18 protein-coding genes are annotated in these 22,725 nt (G+C 42.4%); 8 read left to right on the top strand and 10 right to left on the bottom strand.

Annotated elements, in window-relative coordinates:
- The first annotated feature begins 773 nt into the window (after positions 1-773).
- From pgsB to pgdS, 5 genes are all read left to right on the top strand, one after another.
- On the top strand, positions 774-1,955 hold the full coding sequence (gene pgsB / locus ACZ07B_RS14895) for a poly-gamma-glutamate synthase PgsB (protein WP_014478160.1): 1,182 nt from the start codon (positions 774-776) through the stop codon (positions 1,953-1,955).
- Between the two features lie 14 nt (positions 1,956-1,969).
- Positions 1,970-2,419, top strand: a complete 450-nt coding sequence (gene pgsC, locus ACZ07B_RS14890; protein ID WP_003227889.1) for a poly-gamma-glutamate biosynthesis protein PgsC — start codon at positions 1,970-1,972, stop codon at positions 2,417-2,419.
- 18 nt (positions 2,420-2,437) lie between these two features.
- Positions 2,438-3,580 (top strand): capsular polyglutamate synthetase PgsA, encoded by a 1,143-nt coding sequence (pgsA, locus tag ACZ07B_RS14885; protein ID WP_003243306.1) that lies wholly within the window; start codon positions 2,438-2,440, stop codon positions 3,578-3,580.
- Positions 3,581-3,594: 14 nt separating this feature from the next.
- Entirely contained in the window at positions 3,595-3,762 is a 168-nt protein-coding gene (edmS, locus tag ACZ07B_RS14880) for an extrachromosomal elements maintenance protein EdmS (RefSeq protein WP_003227896.1), read from the top strand.
- A gap of 140 nt (positions 3,763-3,902) precedes the next feature.
- Positions 3,903-5,144, top strand: coding sequence for a gamma-DL-glutamyl hydrolase (gene pgdS / locus ACZ07B_RS14875; RefSeq protein WP_003242751.1), 1,242 nt, complete (start codon positions 3,903-3,905; stop codon positions 5,142-5,144).
- Positions 5,145-5,177: 33 nt separating this feature from the next.
- Here the strand turns inward: pgdS and ywtE are convergent, their stop codons facing one another.
- Positions 5,178-6,038: a 5-amino-6-(5-phospho-D-ribitylamino)uracil phosphatase YwtE gene (gene ywtE, locus ACZ07B_RS14870; RefSeq protein WP_088327102.1), complete on the bottom strand. Its 861-nt coding sequence runs from the start codon at positions 6,036-6,038 to the stop codon at positions 5,178-5,180.
- Positions 6,039-6,193: 155 nt separating this feature from the next.
- Complete coding sequence (gene tagT, locus ACZ07B_RS14865; RefSeq protein WP_014478157.1) at positions 6,194-7,162, bottom strand: polyisoprenyl-teichoic acid--peptidoglycan teichoic acid transferase TagT; 969 nt, start codon at positions 7,160-7,162, stop codon at positions 6,194-6,196.
- A gap of 332 nt (positions 7,163-7,494) precedes the next feature.
- Between tagT and ACZ07B_RS14860 the strand changes: the two genes are divergently transcribed.
- Positions 7,495-8,868, top strand: a complete 1,374-nt coding sequence (locus tag ACZ07B_RS14860) for a sugar porter family MFS transporter (protein WP_100505902.1) — start codon at positions 7,495-7,497, stop codon at positions 8,866-8,868.
- 36 nt (positions 8,869-8,904) lie between these two features.
- Here ACZ07B_RS14860 and gerBC read toward each other — a convergent pair whose 3' ends face one another.
- From gerBC to gerBA, 3 genes are read right to left on the bottom strand one after another with little or no spacing between them, the layout of a single operon-like run.
- Positions 8,905-10,029: a spore germination protein GerBC gene (gene gerBC, locus ACZ07B_RS14855; RefSeq protein ID WP_024571919.1), complete on the bottom strand. Its 1,125-nt coding sequence runs from the start codon at positions 10,027-10,029 to the stop codon at positions 8,905-8,907.
- Positions 10,026-11,132 (bottom strand): spore germination protein GerBB, encoded by a 1,107-nt coding sequence (gerBB, locus tag ACZ07B_RS14850; RefSeq protein WP_464877367.1) that lies wholly within the window; start codon positions 11,130-11,132, stop codon positions 10,026-10,028. Before gerBB ends, gerBC begins: the two co-directional genes overlap by 4 nt.
- A 5-nt stretch (positions 11,133-11,137) precedes the next feature.
- Complete coding sequence (gene gerBA, locus ACZ07B_RS14845) at positions 11,138-12,589, bottom strand: spore germination protein GerBA (RefSeq protein WP_464877366.1); 1,452 nt, start codon at positions 12,587-12,589, stop codon at positions 11,138-11,140.
- Between the two features lie 264 nt (positions 12,590-12,853).
- Here gerBA and manA point away from each other — a divergent pair, with 264 nt between their 5' ends.
- Positions 12,854-13,804, top strand: coding sequence for a mannose-6-phosphate isomerase, class I (gene manA / locus ACZ07B_RS14840; protein WP_341284212.1), 951 nt, complete (start codon positions 12,854-12,856; stop codon positions 13,802-13,804).
- 130 nt (positions 13,805-13,934) lie between these two features.
- Positions 13,935-16,577 (top strand): beta-N-acetylglucosaminidase LytD, encoded by a 2,643-nt coding sequence (gene lytD / locus ACZ07B_RS14835; protein ID WP_464877365.1) that lies wholly within the window; start codon positions 13,935-13,937, stop codon positions 16,575-16,577.
- A gap of 37 nt (positions 16,578-16,614) precedes the next feature.
- Here lytD and ACZ07B_RS14830 read toward each other — a convergent pair whose 3' ends face one another.
- The 5 genes from ACZ07B_RS14830 to ACZ07B_RS14810 form a co-directional block, all read right to left on the bottom strand.
- Complete coding sequence (locus tag ACZ07B_RS14830) at positions 16,615-18,474, bottom strand: CDP-glycerol glycerophosphotransferase family protein (RefSeq protein ID WP_015384814.1); 1,860 nt, start codon at positions 18,472-18,474, stop codon at positions 16,615-16,617.
- A gap of 18 nt (positions 18,475-18,492) precedes the next feature.
- Positions 18,493-19,662 carry a CDP-glycerol glycerophosphotransferase family protein gene (locus tag ACZ07B_RS14825; protein WP_024571914.1) on the bottom strand — a complete coding sequence of 390 codons (1,170 nt, stop codon included), beginning with the start codon at positions 19,660-19,662 and terminating at the stop codon, positions 18,493-18,495.
- Positions 19,663-19,665: 3 nt separating this feature from the next.
- On the bottom strand, positions 19,666-20,691 hold the full coding sequence (locus ACZ07B_RS14820) for a ribitol-5-phosphate dehydrogenase (RefSeq protein WP_003235523.1): 1,026 nt from the start codon (positions 20,689-20,691) through the stop codon (positions 19,666-19,668).
- Positions 20,688-21,401, bottom strand: coding sequence for an IspD/TarI family cytidylyltransferase (locus tag ACZ07B_RS14815; protein WP_003235520.1), 714 nt, complete (start codon positions 21,399-21,401; stop codon positions 20,688-20,690). The genes ACZ07B_RS14820 and ACZ07B_RS14815 overlap by 4 nt, the downstream gene beginning before the upstream one ends.
- Positions 21,402-21,489: 88 nt before the next feature.
- Positions 21,490-22,641 (bottom strand): CDP-glycerol glycerophosphotransferase family protein, encoded by a 1,152-nt coding sequence (locus ACZ07B_RS14810; protein ID WP_464877364.1) that lies wholly within the window; start codon positions 22,639-22,641, stop codon positions 21,490-21,492.
- Between the last annotated feature and the right edge of the window lie 84 nt (positions 22,642-22,725).

Here is a 22,725-nt window from a genome sequence, read left to right as displayed (position 1 = left end):
CCTTGTTTATGTAACCGTTTACATAGATAGATTATCATGAACAATCCGAAGTTAGCAATAAAAATATCAAAAGAAATCTAATTGTAAATTGTATATATAATTGAAAAAATTAAGGTTTTCACTCTTTTTTTGACAAAGTCTTCACAAATATGGATGAAGATTTCTTGAACAAATATTAAGTTTTATTAAAATTGTTTCAAAGTCATGCGTTTAGACCTGTAAATGGTGAGAAACAGAAAAGACTATCATCCCAGAAAATGTTTAATTATGTTAGAGAATTCGGACTCGTATGTTTAGCGTTTTCATCTCGAACCTCCTTAGTCATTTTGGAATGGGCCTAATATTGCTTATTCCATGCAGAAAGGATGACATTATGACCTTGTCCTTAAGAAACAGGATAAAATTATTTTGTGTTCATAAGAACCGGAAACACGCATGATAGCAGGAAATGCTTGATAACACAGGCTGAAAAAAAGATTGATTTGAAATGCATATTAAATACAAACAGCAAGGTGTGACTATACGTCCAGAAGGATATCAGGAGAAAAATGAAAGCGCATTCTCTTCGATTTTTCAAAAAAGTGATAAGGTATAAGTCCTGCTGTTTTCCAAAAATAGAAAACAGTTTGTAGGTATAAAATCTCTTTCAAAAGAGAAGTTTGGCTTAGTCGATTAGGGAAGATTATGTTACATAATGCCGATTGAGAATTCATAGTGATTCTATATACTGATGAATGAATTTACAACAATATAGAAGGAGATGTCGAAAAGCAATGTGGTTACTCATTATAGCCTGTGCTGTCATACTGGTCATCGGAATATTAGAAAAACGACGACATCAGAAAAACATTGATGCCCTCCCTGTTCGGGTGAATATTAACGGCATCCGCGGAAAATCGACTGTGACAAGGCTGACAACCGGAATATTAATAGAAGCCGGTTACAAGACTGTTGGAAAAACAACAGGAACAGATGCAAGAATGATTTACTGGGACACACCGGAGGAAAAGCCGATTAAACGGAAACCTCAGGGGCCGAATATCGGAGAGCAAAAAGAAGTCATGAGAGAAACAGTAGATAGAGGGGCTAATGCGATTGTCAGCGAATGCATGGCTGTTAACCCAGATTATCAAATCATCTTTCAGGAAGAACTTCTGCAGGCCAATATCGGCGTCATTGTGAATGTTTTAGAAGACCATATGGATGTCATGGGGCCGACGCTTGATGAAATTGCAGAAGCGTTTACCGCTACAATTCCTTATAATGGCCATCTTGTCATTACAGATAGTGAATATACCGAGTTCTTTAAACAAAAAGCAAAAGAACGAAACACAAAAGTCATCATTGCTGATAACTCAAAAATTACAGATGAGTATTTACGTAAATTTGAATACATGGTATTCCCTGATAACGCTTCTCTGGCGCTGGGTGTGGCTCAAGCACTCGGCATTGACGAAGAAACAGCATTTAAGGGAATGCTGAATGCGCCGCCAGATCCGGGAGCAATGAGAATTCTTCCGCTGATCAGTCCGAGCGAGCCTGGGCACTTTGTTAATGGGTTTGCCGCAAACGACGCTTCTTCTACTTTGAATATATGGAAACGTGTAAAAGAAATCGGTTACCCGACCGATGATCCGATCATCATCATGAACTGTCGCGCAGACCGTGTCGATCGGACACAGCAATTCGCAAATGACGTATTGCCTTATATTGAAGCAAGTGAACTGATCTTAATCGGTGAAACAACAGAACCGATCGTAAAAGCCTACGAAGAAGGCAAAATTCCTGCAGACAAACTGCATGATCTAGAGTATAAGTCAACAGATGAAATTATGGAATTGTTAAAGAAAAGAATGCACAACCGTGTCATATATGGCGTCGGCAATATTCATGGTGCCGCAGAGCCTTTAATTGAAAAAATCCACGAATACAAGGTTAAGCAGCTCGTAAGCTAGGGGGAAATGCAAACATGTTCGGATCAGATTTATACATCGCACTAATTTTAGGTGTACTACTCAGTTTAATTTTTGCGGAAAAAACAGGGATCGTGCCGGCAGGACTTGTTGTACCGGGATATTTAGGACTTGTGTTTAATCAGCCGGTCTTTATTTTACTTGTTTTGCTAGTGAGCTTGCTCACTTATGTTATTGTGAAATACGGTTTATCCAAATTTATGATTTTGTACGGACGCAGAAAATTCGCTGCCATGCTGATAACAGGGATCGTCCTAAAAATCGCGTTTGATTTTCTATACCCGATTGTACCATTTGAAATCGCAGAATTTCGAGGAATCGGCATCATCGTGCCAGGTTTAATTGCCAATACCATTCAGAAACAAGGTTTAACCATTACGTTCGGAAGCACGCTGCTATTGAGCGGAGCGACCTTTGCTATCATGTTTGTTTACTACTTAATTTAATGTAAGGTGTGTCAAACGATGAAAAAAGAACTGAGCTTTCATGAAAAGCTGCTAAAGCTGACAAAACAGCAAAAAAAGAAAACCAATAAGCACGTATTTATTGCCATTCCGATCGTTTTTGTCCTTATGTTCGCTTTCATGTGGGCGGGAAAAGCGGAAACGCCGAAGGTCAAAACGTATTCTGACGACGTACTCTCAGCCTCATTTGTAGGCGATATTATGATGGGACGCTATGTTGAAAAAGTAACGGAGCAAAAAGGGGCAGACAGTATTTTTCAATATGTTGAACCGATCTTTAGAGCCTCGGATTATGTAGCAGGAAACTTTGAAAACCCGGTAACCTATCAAAAGAATTATAAACAAGCAGATAAAGAGATTCATCTGCAGACGAATAAGGAATCAGTGAAAGTCTTGAAGGATATGAATTTCACGGTTCTCAACAGCGCAAACAACCACGCAATGGATTACGGCGTTCAGGGCATGAAAGATACGCTTGGAGAATTTGCGAAGCAAAACCTTGATATCGTTGGAGCGGGATACAGCTTAAGTGATGCGAAAAAGAAAATTTCGTACCAGAAAGTCAACGGGGTAACGATTGCGACGCTTGGCTTTACCGATGTGTCCGGGAAAGGTTTCGCGGCTAAAAAGAATACGCCGGGCGTGCTGCCCGCAGATCCTGAAATCTTCATCCCTATGATTTCAGAAGCGAAAAAACATGCGGACATCGTTGTTGTGCAGTCACACTGGGGCCAAGAGTATGACAATGATCCAAACGACCGCCAGCGCCAGCTTGCAAGAGCCATGTCTGATGCGGGAGCTGACATCATCGTCGGCCATCACCCGCACGTCTTAGAACCGATTGAAGTATATAACGGAACCGTCATTTTCTACAGCCTCGGCAACTTTGTCTTTGACCAGGGCTGGACGAGAACAAGAGACAGTGCACTGGTTCAGTATCACCTGAAGAAAAATGGAACAGGCCGCTTTGAAGTGACACCGATCGACATCCATGAAGCGACACCTGCACCTGTGAAAAAAGACAGCCTTAAACAGAAAACCATTATTCGCGAACTGACGAAAGACTCTAATTTCGCTTGGAAAGTAGAAGACGGAAAACTGACGTTTGATATTGATCATAGTGACAAACTAAAATCTAAATAATCGGAGTGATAAAGATGAAATTTGTCAAAGCCATTTGGCCGTTTGTTGCCGTAGCCATCGTGTTCATGTTTATGTCAGCTTTTAAATTCAATGATCAGCTGACAGATCAGGAAAAACAGAAGATTGATATGGAAATGAATAAAATCCAACAGCAGGAAGAACCGGTAAACGCCAATAAATAATTCAAAAAAGAGAGTGTCTGAGGAGACACTCTCTTTTTATTTGCCCAGCATATTCATTCTGTAAAAATATTAAAAAGTCTCTTAACATATTCAAAAAAATACCGATGTTAAAACTGCAAAAAGAGGAGGAGATAATAAAAGTGAACACACTGGCAAACTGGAAGAAGTTTTTGCTTGTGGCGGTTATCATTTGTTTTTTGGTTCCAATTATGACAAAAGCGGAGATTGCGGAAGCTGATACATCATCAGAATTGATTGTCAGCGAAGCAAAAAACCTGCTTGGATATCAGTATAAATATGGCGGGGAAACGCCAAAAGAGGGTTTCGATCCATCAGGATTGATACAATATGTGTTCAGTAAGGCTGATATTCATCTGCCGAGATCTGTAAACGACCAGTATAAAATCGGAACAGCTGTAAAGCCGGAAAACCTGAAGCCGGGTGATATTTTGTTTTTCAAGAAAGAGGGAAGCACCGGCACTGTTCCGACACATGACGCCCTTTATATCGGAGACGGCCAAATGGTTCACAGTACACAGTCAAAAGGGGTTATCATCACCAATTACAAAAAAAGCAGCTATTGGAGCGGAACTTATATCGGAGCGAGACGAATCGCTGCCGATCCGGCAACGGCTGATGTTCCTGTCGTTCAGGAGGCCGAAAAATATATCGGTGTCCCATATGTGTTTGGCGGAAGCACGCCGTCAGAGGGCTTTGATTGCTCGGGGCTTGTGCAATATGTGTTTCAACAGGCACTCGGCATTTATCTGCCGCGATCAGCCGAACAGCAGTGGGCAGTGGGCGAGAAGGTAGCCCCTCAGAACATAAAGCCTGGTGATGTCGTCTATTTCAGCAATACGTATAAAACGGGAATTTCACATGCAGGCATTTATGCGGGCGCAGGCAGGTTCATTCAGGCAAGCCGGTCAGAAAAAGTAACCATTTCCTATTTGTCAGAGGATTACTGGAAATCGAAGATGACGGGTATTCGCCGATTTGACAACCTGACAATCCCGAAAGAAAATCCGATTGTTTCCGAAGCGACGCTTTATGTCGGAGAAGTGCCTTACAAACAGGGCGGAGTAACACCTGAGACAGGATTTGATACAGCTGGATTTGTCCAATATGTCTACCAGAAAGCAGCCGGTATTTCCCTGCCTCGATACGCAACAAGCCAGTACAATGCCGGAACTAAGATTGAGAAGGCGGACCTGAAGCCGGGAGACATTGTGTTCTTTCAATCAACAAGCTTAAATCCCTCCATCTATATCGGAAACGGACAAGTTGTTCATGTCACATTATCAAACGGCGTGACCATCACCAATATGAACACGAGCACATATTGGAAGGATAAATACGCAGGAAGTATACGGGTGCAATAAAAGAAAAAGACTCCAATCTCTGGAGTCTTTTCTTTATGCATATTGGCCTGAAAGAAGCTGGTCTATAAAGTAGGCCACACCATTTTCGTCATTGCTTTTTGTGACAAAGGTGCTTTTTTCTTTTAATTCATCAATCGCATTTTCCATGGCGATACGGTGTCCGGCGACTTCAAACATGGACAAATCGTTTGGACTATCGCCGATCGCATAGATATCCTGTGTTTCAATTCCGTATAGGTCAGCCAGCTTTGTTAACGCGCGTCCTTTTCCTGACGAGGCCGGCAGGATTTCGATAATATGTTTTCCTGAAGAGGTTTGCGCCAGTTTTTTATGATGCTTCAGTTCTTCCTTCGCTTGTTTCAGCTTGTCCATATCAAAGGAGAAGCAAAGAAGCTTATAAATGTTTTCACCGCCGTCAAAAACCGATTCGATATGAGGGATTGGTTTAATGCCAAACTGTTTGAATTGAGTCATGGCTCCTTGCCACAAGTCATCCGTCTGCTCGTTTGGGTTTGCGCTCTTTAGAATGTCAAGCTCCGCGTGCAGCTTAGCTTCGCCGTCAAAAGGAGAAAGCAGATGGTCATCTGTATATACCTCAAAGTAAATGTTTTTTGAAAGTAAGTAATCAGCAATCGCTTTACCGGCTTCCTGATCCATTAATGTCCGGCTGATCAAACGGTAACCCGTGTCGTGGATCGTACCGCCATTAGCTGCAATGATAGGGATGTCCAAGTCATCCAGCAGCGCTTTTACATCAAATGTCGCTCTTCCCGTGCAAATGGTGACGAGGATGCCGGCATCAACGGCCCGCTTGATCGCCTCTCTGTTTTCCGCAGAAATGACGCTTTCTTTATTCAGTAATGTTCCGTCTAGATCAATCGCAATACATTTCATATGTAGGGGAACCTCCTTAAAAATGAAGCTGCTTCGTGTAGTATGTTCAGCTTGCCTGTGAAACATAATCCATATAAATTAAGGCTAATCGTTACTTTGATAATTTTCAACAAGGAAATATGTAAAACGGGATGGCGTAATCGCCATCCCGTTCATTATACACCTAAATCGTTTTGCAGCTCTTCTTTAACTTCCTGCAGCTTTTGCTGATTCAATTTGAAATAATAAACTCCGGCAGGTTCATAATCATAACCCGTCAGCTGAATAGACTCAACTGATTTCAATGAAGTGATGAACGGGAACAGGCCGATGGCATCTTTAAGGGATAAGTTCATTTTTAAATTTTGCCCCATCGTATCCACAATATCATCATAAGCCGGAATTGAGCTTAATGATTTTGATTTATCTATAATGGCGCTCAGCACTTCCATTTGTCTTTGCCCGCGTAAAAGGTCACTGTCCGCTTTACGTGTTCTTACGTAAGCGAGCGCTTCTTCCCCATCAAGCGTATGTGTTCCTTTTTGAAGAACGACTTTACCTTTTGTATCTTTTTTGATTTGCTGAATGACTTTATCGCTTTTTACTGTTACTTTGACGCCATTTAATTCGTTTACGACGTCTTCAAAAGCCGTGAAATTGCTTTCTACGACATAATCGACGGGAATATCCAGCATTTCTTCAACTGTTTTCACAGTCAAGTCAACACCGCCGTAAGCGTGAGCATGTGTGAATTTATCATACCCGTGGCCCGGGATGTTTACATAGGCGTCACGCGGAATGCTCAGCATTTTAGCTGTTTTTTCTTTCCGATTAAATGTAACCAGCACATTCGCGTCACTTCTTGCCTGATCGACGGTCTCGCCGTTTTTCTCCCTGGCATCAATTCCTAAGAGCAATACAGAAAAAGAATCTTTTCCAGGATCAAATTCTTTGATCCGTTTTACAGATTGTTCTCCGCGTGCAAGGCTGACGTGAGCTTCCTTAGAAGCATTGTTCAGCTTTACAAAAGCATAGGCGCCGACAGAGCCTGCCGCAATGACTAAAAAAGCCATTAATCCGGCAACAACTTTCACCCATTTTTTTAGTTTTCTCTTTTTCTTTCTGCGCTGTGATCGTTCTTCCATATATCAATACCTCACGTTTCTTTAATATTTGAAGCGTACCATTCTATTTGCCATGGGGCAACTACTCGAAAGACATTTTTCGATAAATATTCCTATATTTATAAGTTCTTGTTTTTGAAAATTGATAACGATGATGTGCTGAATCACCTTATATTGGACGCCGCAGCAGGTAAAATGTTTCGGCGACATTGAAAAAAATACAAGTAAATGATTGGAAAACTTATGATCAGCAAAATAAAAAGGTTTAATGGCCGGAAAAAGAGGCTAAAAGATTTCTAAAAAAATCCCACAGACAATGTCATTGCAGCTGATGGAGAAAGGGAGTCATTTTTATGAAAAAGCAGTCAAATATATGGCTTTATTTTTTCGGAGCTCTTGGAGGCGCGTTATATGGCTATGATACCGGAGTGATTTCCGGAGCTATTTTATTTATGAAAAAGGAGTTAGGCTTAAACGCGTTTACAGAAGGTCTTGTTGTAAGCTCCTTGCTGGTTGGGGCGATATTGGGCTCAGGAGCGGCCGGCAAGCTGACTGACCGTTTCGGAAGAAAAAAAGCAATTATGGCGGCCGCGCTGCTGTTTTGTATAGGCGGTCTTGGTGTGGCGCTGGCCCCGAATACGGGAGTCATGGTGCTGTTTCGCATCATTTTGGGACTTGCAGTCGGAACATCGACGACTATCGTGCCGCTTTATTTATCTGAACTGGCGCCAAAACATAAACGCGGGGCGCTGTCATCACTGAATCAGCTGATGATCACGGTCGGCATCCTTCTTTCTTACATTGTCAATTACATATTTGCCGATGCCGAAGCGTGGCGCTGGATGCTTGGATTGGCTGCTGTGCCGTCATTGCTCTTGCTCATTGGCATTTTGTTTATGCCGGAGAGCCCGCGCTGGCTGTTCACGAATGGCGAAGAAAGCAAAGCGAAGAAAATTCTTGAAAAATTGCGTGGCACAAAAGATATTGATCAGGAAATACATGATATAAAAGAAGCGGAAAAGCAGGATGAAGGCGGCCTGAAGGAGCTGTTCGATCCATGGGTGCGCCCAGCGCTTATTGCCGGTTTGGGACTCGCTTTTTTGCAGCAATTTATCGGAACGAATACGATCATCTACTATGCGCCAAAGACCTTTACAAACGTCGGATTCGGAAACTCCGCTTCGATTTTAGGCACGGTCGGAATCGGCACAGTCAATGTTGTCATGACATTAGTAGCGATTAAAATCATCGACAAGATTGGAAGAAAGCCGTTACTGCTATTCGGGAATGCGGGCATGGTGATCAGCTTGATCGTTCTCGCTTTAGTAAATCTCTTTTTCGATAACACTCCGGCTGCCTCATGGACGACCGTCATTTGTTTAGGCGTGTTTATCGTTGTCTTTGCGGTCAGCTGGGGACCGGTTGTATGGGTGATGCTTCCTGAATTGTTCCCGCTTCATGTCAGAGGAATCGGGACCGGTGTTTCGACCTTAATGTTGCACGTTGGGACACTGATTGTTTCACTAACCTATCCAATATTAATGGAAGCGATCGGAATCAGTTATTTATTCCTGATTTATGCCGCGATCGGTATCATGGCGTTCTTATTTGTCCGATTTAAAGTGACAGAGACAAAGGGAAAAAGCCTTGAAGAAATTGAGCAGGATTTACGGGACAAAAACGGACAGGGAGGATCGGCCGGAAAACAGCAGACTGTTGGGACATAAAAAAGGGTGCGCGATCATGCGCACCCTTTTGATTGCTTACTTTCCCACCGTGCCAAAGTTAATGATTTTAAAAGAAATATCGTACTTAAAATCAGCCTCAGAAAATATTTCATCCCAATGCCCTTTTACTTTATTCCAGTAGTCAGGGTGTTGAATCCTTATGTGGTCTGATAAAAAGACCGGATCGGTTTTATACTCGTGCTGCAGTTTATCCATCACCTGCTTTACATCTCGTTCAAGCTTTTTTTCAAAAATGTTTTCCAGCCTGTGCAAATAACTTTTGCTGAACGAGTTTTCATTCGGGTTTTGGTCTTCTGTCAGGATGCCCTTCGTTTTAACAGAAATATGAAAGACAGGTTTTCCGTTTTCAATGACCGGCTTAATTTTCGTTTTCGACTTTTTAATTTCAAACGTAATCGGATGTCCTTTATCTGTCGTTGGCATGACACCGCCTTGGATCGTCCCCATGACCCATGTCAGTGTTTGGGTTTCATCAGCTGAAAGAAACCCAACGAGTTTATTGCTGCCTCTTTTGATAACGCCTGAACCGTCATACTTGGCTTTTCCCTTTTGGTTTTTCACGGCTTGAATAAGATAACTGTACCCGTTCTGAGAGTATATAGATGCTCTGCCGATGCGCAGCGGTATCATAATCTTACCGTTATATCCGCTGTGAGTTGTCAAATCAATCAGTTTTTCTGAGGGCATCGGCTGCTGCTGATTGGGGTTTCCTTTTGTGAAAACATCAGCTGCATTCCCTCTGGCTGCCATCAAATAGCTGCTTCGCCGCAGCTCATCATCCCGGATAAAGTGGTTGAAGACTTGGTCTACATTTTGATTCCTCATCAGTTTTTCTCCCAAAAGAATCACTTTTAAATGATCGCTATAAACAGGAGGGTCCTTGATGGATACATCACTGACTGCTTCCAGGATCGTTTTCCCGTAGGACGTCACATTGACAAATTCGGGTTTTCCGGATGCTTGGCTGTCTTCGCTTTGGGGAAGAAGGTTTTGATACGTCAGTTTGTACTGGTGATCATCTGTCTCATCGATCGCCAGCCCTCTGGCGAAGGATAGTTTCTCAATATTTTTGACATCCCAGCACCCGCAGAGAACCTGCAGCATAAGAAACATGACTGCGAGTTTTGTTGCTGTTTTCATTGCAGCTGACCCCTCCCAAGTTTTTTCTGTACCCAGCTTAAAAGCCAGACGAAGAATGGAATTGCAATCACAATTAAGAAAGCATATCCAAGAAGCGTCCCGTAATAAAACACGTCATTCAAGTCCTTGGGATACATCGTTATGAAAAACGTCGCAACCAGCATTGCAGTCAGCAGCCAAGCATTGTTTTTATTTTTTAGATGAAAGATTTCCGTTAACCCGAGATGGGCGCCTTTGAAGGATCCGAGCATACAGGTAAATTGCTGAGCTGTCCAGGTCAGCTGTAAAAACAGATCAAATCGTTCAATAAAAATACCCGGAACCTCTAATGCGTGGATGAGGGAAATAGTCGGCCATGTCACCGTTTTTGCCTCAGCCACAGTCATACAGCCAATCACAATGAACAAAGTAATGCTGTAGAACACTGTAGAAGTCCCGATCCCAAAAGCAACAGCCTTTTTCGCTTGCTTCGGATCTCTCATAAATGGGACGAGATAAAAGATGATTTCAAATCCTGAGAAATATAAAAGTGTTTTTGGGAATAAAGAGAAAAAACTTTGATAGCCTCCTTCAAAAACAGGCCGGATAAAATCGAACTGGAACAAGCGAAAGCTGAACATCAGAAGCATCATAAAAATAATAAGGGTTATAGGAAAAATATAAGCGTATACTTTTGCAATTGAATAAACGCCTCCGCCCACATGATAGATGGCAACTGCAAGAAATATAAACACCACAACTGCCATTGGCGTATTTTTCAACAAAAAGAATCCGACAACCTCTCCCAAAATCCGAGCTTGAAAGCAAACAATCCCAATGAAATATAGACAGATATATAAATTCAATAGAAAGCCGATGAATTTTCCAGCTACAATGCTGTTGAGCTTAAAAAGAGTTTTTTGGCTGTTTTTTTGAAGGAAAGGCAAAAAAAGCAGAACAATGATAATAAAAATAACGCCCTGCAGCAGTATCATAAGCCATCCGCTCGGACTGCCGGTTTCGGCAGCTGAGCGGGGAAGGGTTAGGACCCCGGCACCGATCAGTGTGCTGCTGATCATAATGAGCGTCTGCATAAATGTCAGTTTATGCTCTGATTTCCTCATAGCCATCACCTTTGTCTGATGTTATCTTCAGGATCATTTCGTGTCGGTCTTCTTTTTAAAAACATCGTGGGAATACGGATGACTGTGTCTTTCAAATCCTGTCCAGGCTGCGCCATGATCGGGATAATGTAATCCTGTCCAAAGCTTTTCAGGCGCATGAGATGGCCAATCACAAACAGATAAACCATTATAACGCCATACATGCCAAGCGCTGTTGCACTTATCATAACCCCGATCCGAATGATCCGCAGCGGAAAGTTATAGGCGTATGAAGGAACGGTAAAGGATGCCAGTGCTGTGACAGAAACGACAATGACCATAAGCGCACTGACAATTTGTGCCTGAACAGCTGCCTGTCCGATGACGACCCCGCCGATAAGGCCAATTGTCTGTCCAATCGGCTTAGGCAGCCTTAATCCGGCTTCTCGAATCAATTCGATCGTAAAGATCATGATAAAGGCCTCTATAAAAGGCGGGAACGGTACGTTAAGCCTGCTGCCTGCAATGGAAATGGCCATTCTAGTCGGCAATAGCCCGGTGTGAAAAGAAACGAGAGAAATATACAGACCGGGCAAATAAATGGTGATCAGGATGCTGGAATAACGAAGAAGGCGTACAAGTGACATTGGGATCCAGCGCTGGCTGTAATCATCGGGCGAATGAATAAATTCGTCAACCGTAGCCGGTACAATCAAAGCAAACGGCGTACCATCCACTAATATGGACACTCGTCCTTCTAATAGAGCAGCCTCTACACGATCTGGCCGTTCTGTACTTAAAATCGTGGGGAAAATTGAAAATGGTTCGTCTTCAATCAGCTGTTCAAGCGTCCCCGATTCCGGCAAATTATCTATATTGACTGATTTCAGCCTTTTAAACACTTCTTTGACGACATAATCTGGGGCGATATCCTGAATATAAGCGACAGCAATTTTCTTTTTGGTCCTTTTTCCGAGTGTCATTTCTTTGATGACGAGATTAGGATCACTCGTCCGTTCACGTAAAAGCGCCGTGTTTGTCCGCAGTTTTTCAATAAATCCTATTTTAGGACCGCGCTCCACGACTTCTGAGGAGGGTTCATCAAGACTGCGTGTTGTGACTGACTTTGTGTCGAAAGCTAATCCCCCGCAATAGCCATCAGCGAGCAAAATGGCTTGCCCTGAAAAAACGAGCTGCTCTATTTCTTTCATTGTAGAGACAACGCTGTGGTGAAAACCGAAAAAAAAGGCGGATAAGTCTTCAATCGAGTTTTCCTTATGGGCTAACGCTTCTCTTTGTAAAGGAGAAATGACGTACTGCGCCAGCATTTTATTCTCTGTCAGACCGTCAATATACAGTAAACACGCCTTTTGTCTGCTATCTCCGAAAGCAAATGTATAAAACATCATATCGTCGTTTTGTCCCAATGTGTTTTTCAGTGTGTCTAAATTGTTCTGGAGATCAGAGTCGATTTGCATAGTTTCTCTCCTTTATAAACAGATTGACGGTTTTTATTAATTTGTATCAAAAAAGGAGAATTATTCTTATCGAGGAAAAGGCTGAAACAAAGCTTCTTTTCGACGTGATATAATAGATAGGAAGCGTTTTCTTTGAAGGGGTAATGAAAAGATGATGCTTTGTACATATGTTGTCATCGAAAAAAGACAGCTTATACGGGCGTTTGTAAGAGGGGCGCACCGGGAAAATGATGATCAGTTATTTACAGGGGAGGGGTACGGATCATGACGCAATCACCGATTTTTCTAACGCCTGTGTTTAAAGAAAAAATCTGGGGCGGAACCGCTTTACGAGATAGATTTGGATACAGTATTCCTTCAGAAACAACGGGGGAATGCTGGGCCATTTCCGCTCATCCAAAAGGACCGAGCACTGTTGCAAATGGCCCGTATAAAGGAAAGACATTAATCGAGCTTTGGGAAGAGCACCGTGAAGTATTCGGCGGCGTAGAGGGGGATCGGTTTCCGCTTCTGACAAAGCTGCTGGATGTGAGGGAAGATACGTCAATTAAAGTTCACCCTGATGATTACTATGCCGGAGAAAACGAAGAGGGAGAACTCGGCAAGACGGAATGCTGGTACATTATCGACTGTAAGGAAAACGCAGAAATCATTTACGGGCATACGGCCCGCTCAAAAACCGAACTTGTCACAATGATCAACAGCGGTGACTGGGAGGGCCTGCTGCGAAGAATCAAAATTAAACCGGGTGATTTTTATTATGTGCCGAGCGGAACGCTGCATGCATTGTGCAAGGGGGCCCTTGTTTTAGAGACTCAGCAAAATTCAGATGCCACATACCGGGTGTACGATTATGACCGGGTTGATAGCAACGGAAGTCCGAGAGAGCTTCATTTTGCCAAAGCGGTCAATGCGGCCACCGTTCCCCATGTGGACGGGTATATTGATGAATCGACCGAATCAAGAAAAGGAATAACCATTAAAACATTTGTCCAAGGGGAATATTTTTCGGTGTATAAATGGGACATCAATGGCGAAGCTGAAATGGCTCAGGATGAATCCTTTCTGATTTGCAGCGTGATAGAAGGAAGCGGTTTGCTGATGTATGAGAGCGAAACATGTCCGCTCAAAAAAGGCGATCACTTTATTATGCCGGCTCAAATGCCCGATTTTACGATAAAAGGAACTTGTACCCTTATCGTGTCTCATATTTAAACTTAATCTCACTTCGAGATTAAGTTTTTTTTTATTAGAAAATGGAAGTGATTCACCTATAAATGAAGCATGCGCGTGCCGATAAATAAACTAGTTTTATATACTCATAGAATAAGAAAGAGGAGAAGGAATGAAAAAGAGACTAATCGCACCTATGCTTCTATCCGCCGCGTCCCTTGCCTTTTTTGCCATATCTGGTTCTGCCCATGCAGCCGCGTATACCGACTACTCACTATATAAAGTAGAGCCGTCGAATACGTTCAGTACAGAAAGTCAAGCCTCACAAGCTGTCGCCAAACTGGAAAAAGATACTGGCTGGGATGCATCCTATCAGGCTTCAGGCACAACAACGACCTACCAAATTTCCGCCTCAGGCATTCATAGCGAATCAGAAGCGAAAGCAATACTGAGCGGACTCGCCAAACAGACATCGATTACAGGAACGTCAAGTCCTGTTGGAAGCAAACAGCCATATGTCACCATCTCGTCAGGTGCCATCTCCGGAGAAAAACAGGCCAACACTATCCTAGCAAAGCTGAAACAGGAGACGGGAGTGGCTGGCGCTGTAAAAGCTTACGGAGCAGCTCAGCCCTATATGAACGTCATGACATCAGACATTGCTGATGAGACAAAAGTCAAGGCGCTTATCCAGAGCCTGGCCAAGCAAACGGGGATTAAAAGCTCGTATCAGCCCATCACACACACGGTGTCTGTCACAACCATTCAGTCTGGCACAATCGTGGGAGACAGCAGAGCAGCGCAGATCAAAAACGCCTTCCAAAAGGAATCTGGGCTGCAGGCATCATTAAAGGAAACAGTGAAAGGGCAAGCCTATTATACGTTCACAACTGCTGCTATTTCAGGTGAAGCGAATGCCAAGACTCTATTGCAGCAGCTGAAACAGAGCACTGGCATCACAGGCAGCTACAAGTCCATCAATCAAAAAACAACCGTTGAGTCATACAATGTCCAATCAGCTTATTTCAAAGGACTGAATACAGTAAAGGATGCCATCAGCCAAATCAAGAAAAACACCGGCGTATCCGGCAGTTATCAACAGGTTGGAAAAAGCACATCATATACCGTGAATATGAAGGGTATAACAAAACAGCAGCTCCAAAAAATAGACACTTTCTTTAAAAAGAAAAAATGGCATTACACGTCATCCAGCGTCAAAAAAACGACAACGTCTGCAGCTTATCAAATCACGACGGCAAAGATTTTAGGCGAGCAGCAAGCAAACAAAGCAGCAGCCTTCTTTGCTCAGAAAAAAGTAAAAGCTGCAAAAACAGCAGCTGGATCAACAGCAGAAAATCAATATCAGCTCATCTCAGAAGAAACATCAGATCAAGCAAAGGTCACAAAGGGTTTGAACATATTAAAGAAAAATCAGCTGAGTGCTTCTGCGAAATCCGTCAAAAAACAAATAGCTGACACGTTTAAAATCACAACCGAATCTCTGCTTGATCAAACGAAAGTCAATCAGGCACTCACGTTTTTCAAATCGAATCATATATCAGCAGCAAGCCAGAAAACCGGTCAGACAGCTGCGAGCAGCTACCAAATCACAACTGAAGCTATCATCAGCCAAGAAGAAATTGACCGCGTTTTAACATTTTTCAAACAAAATCATATCGCAGTCACAACATCAAAAACAGGCCAGACTGCATATACACAATACAAAATCGTGACAACACAGCTCAGCAGCAAAACAGCATTGAACAATGGGTTAACCTATCTTAAATCGAAAAGTGTAACCCCCAGCTATACAACGAAAAGCAATACGCTTTATAAAATCAGCGTAAATGAGCAGTTCACAGGCAATGATACAGCTGCTGCGGCATCAACGAAGCTAAAACAATTATACGGATGGACATCATCTATCGTGAAGATCAAAAACGGCCCGCAAATCATGAAAACAAATTACAATCTCTCGCTTCGTGATATGGTCCAAAAACAAATGACAGTAAGTCCGCAAACAGACGGAGCGGCTTACGTATCGCTCACGTACATTAATACAGCAACATCAACCGTTACGGCTGATGTACTAAATATCCGGTCAACGCCGGAAGTCAGCCCGACAAACGTGATCGGCCAATTTAAAAAAGGCGATAAAGTGAAAATCATCGGACAGATAAACGGCTGGGCTAAGATCAATTTGGGCTGGCGAAACGCAAGCAGTGATGAAGTAGTTCAATACGTGGATCCGAATAACTTTTCCAGAGACAGCAAATACTACTTCCAATTTCTCAAGCTGTCACAGACAGCGGGCCTCAGCGTTACTGAGGTCAATCAGAAAGTGCTTGCGGGTAAAGGCATCCTGACAGGGAGAGCAAAGGCATTTATCGATGCCGCCAATCAATATAGCATCAACGAACTGTATTTAATCTCACACGCTCTTCTGGAAACAGGAAACGGGACATCCGCCTTAGCCAATGGATTAACCTATAACGGAAAAACCGTATACAACATGTATGGAATTGGAGCATACGACAGCAATCCGAATTACTACGGAGCCAAATATGCATACGAGCAGGGCTGGTTCACACCAGAAGCGGCCATTATCGGCGGAGCTAAATTCATAGGCTCATCGTATATCCACAACACAGCTTACAATCAGGACACACTGTACAAAATGAGATGGTCAGCTACAGCGACACATCAATACGCAACAGACATCGGCTGGGCGTACAAACAAGTAAACCGCATGTACAGCCTATATTCATTGCTGGACGGCTATACACTTTATTTTGATGTTCCGGAATATCAATAAAAAAACACCTTTTGCGGCTGCAAAAGGTGTTTTTGATTTATCTTTTAAGAACTTTATCCTCTGATGGCTCTTCTTCCTGAGGGAAAACAATTTGATCGACGACTCGCTCACTTGCTTTTCCATCAAGATCATCGAAGAAATAATGAACAAATGAATCAATTTGCTCAAAGTTATACTTCTCTTCTTTAATGATCGAAATCATTTGCTCAGACGTTTTCGCAAGAGGGCCAGGAATAAAGTCAAAGTAATCGTAATAGAAATCACGTTTGCGAATATAATCATCTACATCATAGCTGAAGAAGATCATTGGTTTATTTAATAAAGCATACTCAAAGCAAACAGAAGAGTAATCCGTTATCAGAATATCTGTTACGAGCAATAGCTCGTTAATTTCCCTGAACGAAGAGAAATCATAAAAGAAATCGCTGTACTGATAAGGTATATTGGCATCGTTTCGTACGAATGGATGAATTTTGAATAAGAAGATATATTCATCCTTTAACTCACGATACAGACGGTCAAAATCAAGCACTTCAAAAGGATAATGAGCTGATTGCTGACCGTTTCCGCGGAAGGTTGGAGCAAAAAGAATGACCTTTTTGTCCTTTAGAAACGGATATTCCGTGTAAAGGCGTTCTTTTACAAATGCCTTCTTCGCTTCATCAAAGAAAAAGTCTGTTCGCGGTACGCCCGTAGCAATGACGTTCTCAATGTCTACCCCAAAGCCCTCTGCGTAGTGCTTCCGTATATTTTCAGAGCTGACAATAACCTTCGTGTAGTTTCTATGGTTTTTCGAATGCGGTGACGGTCCTCCCGGCAGACCGATTCGGCTGTAGCCGAATGTCTTAAAGGCGCCGACAGCATGCCACAGCTGGACAAGGTCCGCATTTTTACGGATTTTTAACGGATAAATAATCGGATAAAAATCATCTATAAAAATGATTTTGCTTGTCGCAAAATGATAAGCCATCGACATCAGTTCAGACAGGCTTTTTCTATCTCGAATGCTGCTCTTTAAGAAAAATTTGAAATCAAAATTTTCTTCACGTTTCAGCAGCTCTTCATAAACAAATTCGAAGTTTCCTGTCATATCAAGCCGGCTGTCAGAAGCAAAGACAATCTTATTGGACTTAATCGGCAGCAGACGGAACACATCATATGCAAAATGGAACAAGCTTGTATTCAGCTTGCGCAAAAAGCGGTTTGCCTCTTTTCCAGTATCCAGCTCCAAAAGGCTCGGATCAATTTCCTGCAGTTTGTTGCAAGACAAATTAATCGTCTTTTCGCCCTCATCATAATTAACGATCAAATTGAACTTCATCAGCTTTTTAGCAGAATGAAATTCCATTTTTGTGGCATACACATCATTAGAAAGGAAATTACTTACATTTCCGACTGTATGCACTTCCTGATGTTTTACATTTTGGTCATCTACAGCTTCAATCTCGAGAAACAGCTTATACTCGCCCTGCGGAAGAGGTTTGTCATTCATCAGCTTAGAAAAGTTAATCTGCTGTGAAAATCCTGCCCACTTATAGGCTCCAGGCACATTTGAAGTATCAATTGACAGCTTATCTACCGGAACATCCCGCAGTGAAACAGCTGTAAATAAAACACCGTTGTTCACCAATAATAAACGTTTTCGAACCTGATCCTCTTTTTGAAGCGGCAGGCCCTTGATATACATATAACCCGCAATTTTTAGAATTGACCCATTCCAAGAAAACTCAGAAATCTTTCTGACAGGGACTTGCTGGTTTTCTTCAATTCGCTTCGTTTTATCAAATAGAGAAAAAACCCTGTTATCAGCTGGATGGACAATGACAGCTGCATTTTCTTTTTGCGTTTTCTTTTTTGATCTGAAAAGTCTGTTCTTAATCTTTCTTGCCAGCTTCACTTTGTACCTCACTTTCTCCTAATCGGCACCAGATGTTAAAAATGATGAAATAAAATCGGCTACCCGCTCTGAAGATTTGCCGTCCTGATGGGTGATAAATGCCTGTGAAAAATCTTCAATACGTTTCGTATCAGCCTCGTGATCACTCTCGATATCGTGTACAAGCGATGGAACGTCTTTCGAAATCGGCCCGGGTACAAACGATTCAAACGGGTAGTAGAAATCACGTTCTTCCAAGTAGTCTTCTAAATCCGGGCAGTAAAAATACATCGGACGTTTCAGCAGGCTGTACTCGAAAATAACTGAAGAATAATCGGTTATCAGCCCATCAGAGATTGCCATCAAATCGTACAAAGAGTACGAATCAGTTAAATCCAGCACAAAATCATCCTCTTCCGTGTGCGCATGTTTGCGCATATACGGATGAAGATGGAGGATCACGACATAATCTTTATGGTTTAGCGCCGATTTTAATTGTAGCAGATCAAGCGGTATAGCGTCACCCTCTTGATGATGTCCGCTGCCTCGAAAAGTAGGAGCATACAAAAGCTTTTTTTTATGCTTCAGTTCAGGATAAACCCGATGAAACTCATCCAGTACAGTGCGAATATGTTCCTTATGATAAAAATAATCCGTTCTTGGAATGCCGAGCGGCAAAATCTGCTTTTGCTCCATTTGAAAGGCTTCGGCGAAATGCGGAACGGCAGCGGGTGCACTGACTATGGCATAATCATAGTTTGAATGCACGGGAACAATCTTCAAATAATCAGAAGAAGGGCCGAACGGCTTGTTCACAATGCTGTAGCCAAATTTTTTAAACGCGCCGCAAGCATGCCAAAGCTGGATGGCAACAGTTTCCTTTCGTTTTGGCACAACATACAAAGGAAAATAATAATCATCCAACAAAAGCACGCGGCATGTTGCAAGGTGATATAACGAGCTGAAAAGATGAAGCAAATATGCAGCTCGTCCGATCAGCCCCTTATCCATCTTGCGGAACAGCAGGGTGATGCGAAGAGACGGATCTTGCTTCAGCTTTTCATAGACACCTTTAAAATTATCACTTAAATGATCCTCACGATAGGAAGCTATGACAATTTTGTTGTGCTGTACTGGTAATAAAGCGCTCAATAGTTTATAAGCAGTGCCGAATACTCCTTTTACAATTCGTGTAAGGAATGTTTTCACTGTTTAAATTTCCCATTCAATAACAGTTTTTCCCCAAGATGAAGTCAAATCTGCTTCAAACGCGTTTGTAATTTCCTCAATACTGCGTACCGGGAAGCGTCCGCCAACTAATGTTTCTAAATAATCAACGACTTCAGGGTATTGAGCTAAAAAGTCTACAGTACGGGCAAAATCCTCGCGTCCGCTGCGGCTGCTGCCGATCAGCGTAATCCCTTTTTCAAGCACCATTCTTGTTTCAATTTCAACAGGGTATTCAGACACGCCTAAGAGCGCTACACACGCTTCAGGATGGACATGGGCAATGATTTGCTCAATTGCACTTTCACTGCCGCGTCCGCCCACGCATTCAAAGGCATGATCGATTCTGACATCTTCAGGAATGTCGTTAATTTGATAAGCTGCATCAACAAAAGAAAAATGATCAAGCTTGTAAGGTGTTTTTCCGAAAATAAACACCTTGCTGTCTGGATATTTTTTCTTCAGTAGAAGCGTCATGATAAATCCGAGATTTCCGTCCCCCCAGACACCGAATGTGTCACGCTTCTTATGCGCCATGCGCTCAAAGCGGGAAAGCGCGTGAACTGCAATTGTAATAAGCTCAGTGAAGGCTGCGACATGCGGATTAATGCTGTCTGGAAGCTCAACAAGCCGATCAGGCGCCATGAACATATAATCCTGCATAAATCCATCATAACCGCTTGAACGGAATCTGCTGGACCGCAGGTAATTCTCCGCGATGACTTCATGCTCTTCAACCGGTGTATTTGGCACCATAACCACCCGGGTTCCGACTTTAAATGTGCCTGTCGGATCAAACATGACTTTTCCGATCCCTTCATGGATCAGAGCCATCGGCAGTTTTTTGTCCATCGCTTCTTTGCCGCGTGAGCCAGTATAATAACGCTGGTCTGCAGCACAGATGGATAAATGGGTAGGACGAACGACGACCTTATCTGAATGGACAACTTTATCTTTATATGTCACTTCAAATTGTCGGGCAGAAACTAAACGATATGTTTGATTAATCATTGTGAAATTCGCTCCTGTAAAATGGCATTAGCCACTTTTAAGTCATATGGTGTCGTTACTTTAATGTTAAAGACTTCACCGCGGACCAGCTTCACTTTTTCACCTGCTAACGAGCAGATCTTGCAAGCGTCAGTAAGGACAGCTTTTTGCTCATCGGACAGTTTATTATAAAGCTCGACCAATTTGCTGATCCGGAAGCTTTGCGGTGTTTGCCCCTGATACATGTTATCGCGGACAGGGATATCAGAAATAAATTCCTGGTCTTCTGAAGCAATAATTGTATCAATGGCTGAGATAACAGTATCAACCGCGCCGTATTGAAGAACAGCATCAATGTTTTCATCGATAATGCGATGAGTGAGAAACGGACGCACAGAATCGTGAGTGATGATCACGTCATCATCCTGAATACCGAATTCTTTTTCAATATAGCGGATGCCGCTCATAATAGATTCATTACGGTCGCTGCCGCCTTCAACGACAATCAGGCGATCATCCTGCCCGATAAATTTCTTTAAAATGTCTTTTGTATGGTTAATCCACTCTTTAGGGGAGACGATTAAAATCTTATCGAAACGGTCATTTAATAAAAACTTTTCAACCGTATGAATGATAATTGGGCGTTTATTTAACGGCAAAAACTGTTTTGGCATATTGACGTTCCCCATGCGGGAACCTTTTCCACCGGCTAGAATCTCAGCATAAATCATAAAATGACTCCTTCCTTACTACAACTCATAATGTTTTATAAAAGGTTTTCATATTATTTGCAATACCGATCTCTATTATATATAAAGATCAGTTTGATTTCTCATTTACATAGCTTAAAAGCAGCTTGCTGGCATTCCCTCTCGAGTACAGATTCCATTCACGTGAAAAGCGCTCCACTTCAGTTTGAAGCCTGTTCATATCTTTCAGCTGGTCCAAGAGCATTCCTGAATCACGGCAAGGAACCCCGGGGATTACCTCTGTATAATGGCGGATTAAACCGCGGGTTCTGTTGTAAGCCTCCATATCATACGTATAAAACAAAATGGGTTTGTCCAGCAAAGCAAATTCAAAAGGGACAGAAGAATAATCTGATATTAACAGATCACTCATTTTTAAAAGGTCTGCAAGCGGGAGATCTGATACGTCTTTTATCCACGCACTATCCCCAGGTAATTCAGCAGATTGCTTCATAACAGGATGAAGTTTTACTGCAAGTAAATATTCTCCTTTTAAATCATGCTGCAGCTGTTTTTCTGAAAACGGCAGCGAAAAGCTTTCAAACTGATGATCCCTAAAGGTTGGCGCATACAGGATGATTTTTTTCTCTGCCGGCAGGTGATATTTGCTTTTAAGGTCATTGCTGTTTTCCTTCACCTCATAGTAAGCATCGGTTAAAGGCACGCCAAACCGAAGAAATTTATCACCTTTTATATCGAAGAATTCCTTGAATATGTCAGCCATACGTTCAGAACCGACGACAATCCGGTCAAATGAAGCATACACTTTGCGAAAGCGTCTCACGTCAGCCCGCGAACGATTCTGTGTGTTGATATCCTTTAACCCAAATCGTTTAAACGCTCCATTCGCATGCCAAACTTGGATACACTCGATATCAGGTCTGCAGGTCAAAACGGTTGTCAAAACAAAATAGTTATCAACAATCACAGCTTTACTGCTCAGCATAGAAAAGACCGCTTTATATATATGAAGCGGGTGTTTTTCGTTAATAACTGAAAAAGTAAGCTCAGGAAATTCTGTTTCCAGCGATTTGGCATGCTGGGTCAGAAGTACATGAATGGGAAATGAGTAGTGTCCCATCTGATATTCCTTTAATATTGCCCGGGCATTATCAGGAAAGGAAACAAGAAGGGTCACTTGACTTCCCGGTTTGACCCAAAACAGCAATGCGCCGATGACTTTGATGAACACATAGTAAAAAAACGCAAACCAGGATTTCAATCTGTCATCAGCTCAAAACGGCTGCCACTGATTGTCGGCAGGCACAGTGAAAGATTCATGCATTTCATTACATACCATAGCTCC

The sequence above is a fragment of the Bacillus sp. 9.4 genome, assembly GCF_055486415.1.
This window is presented reverse-complemented; position numbering and strand designations above follow the sequence as displayed.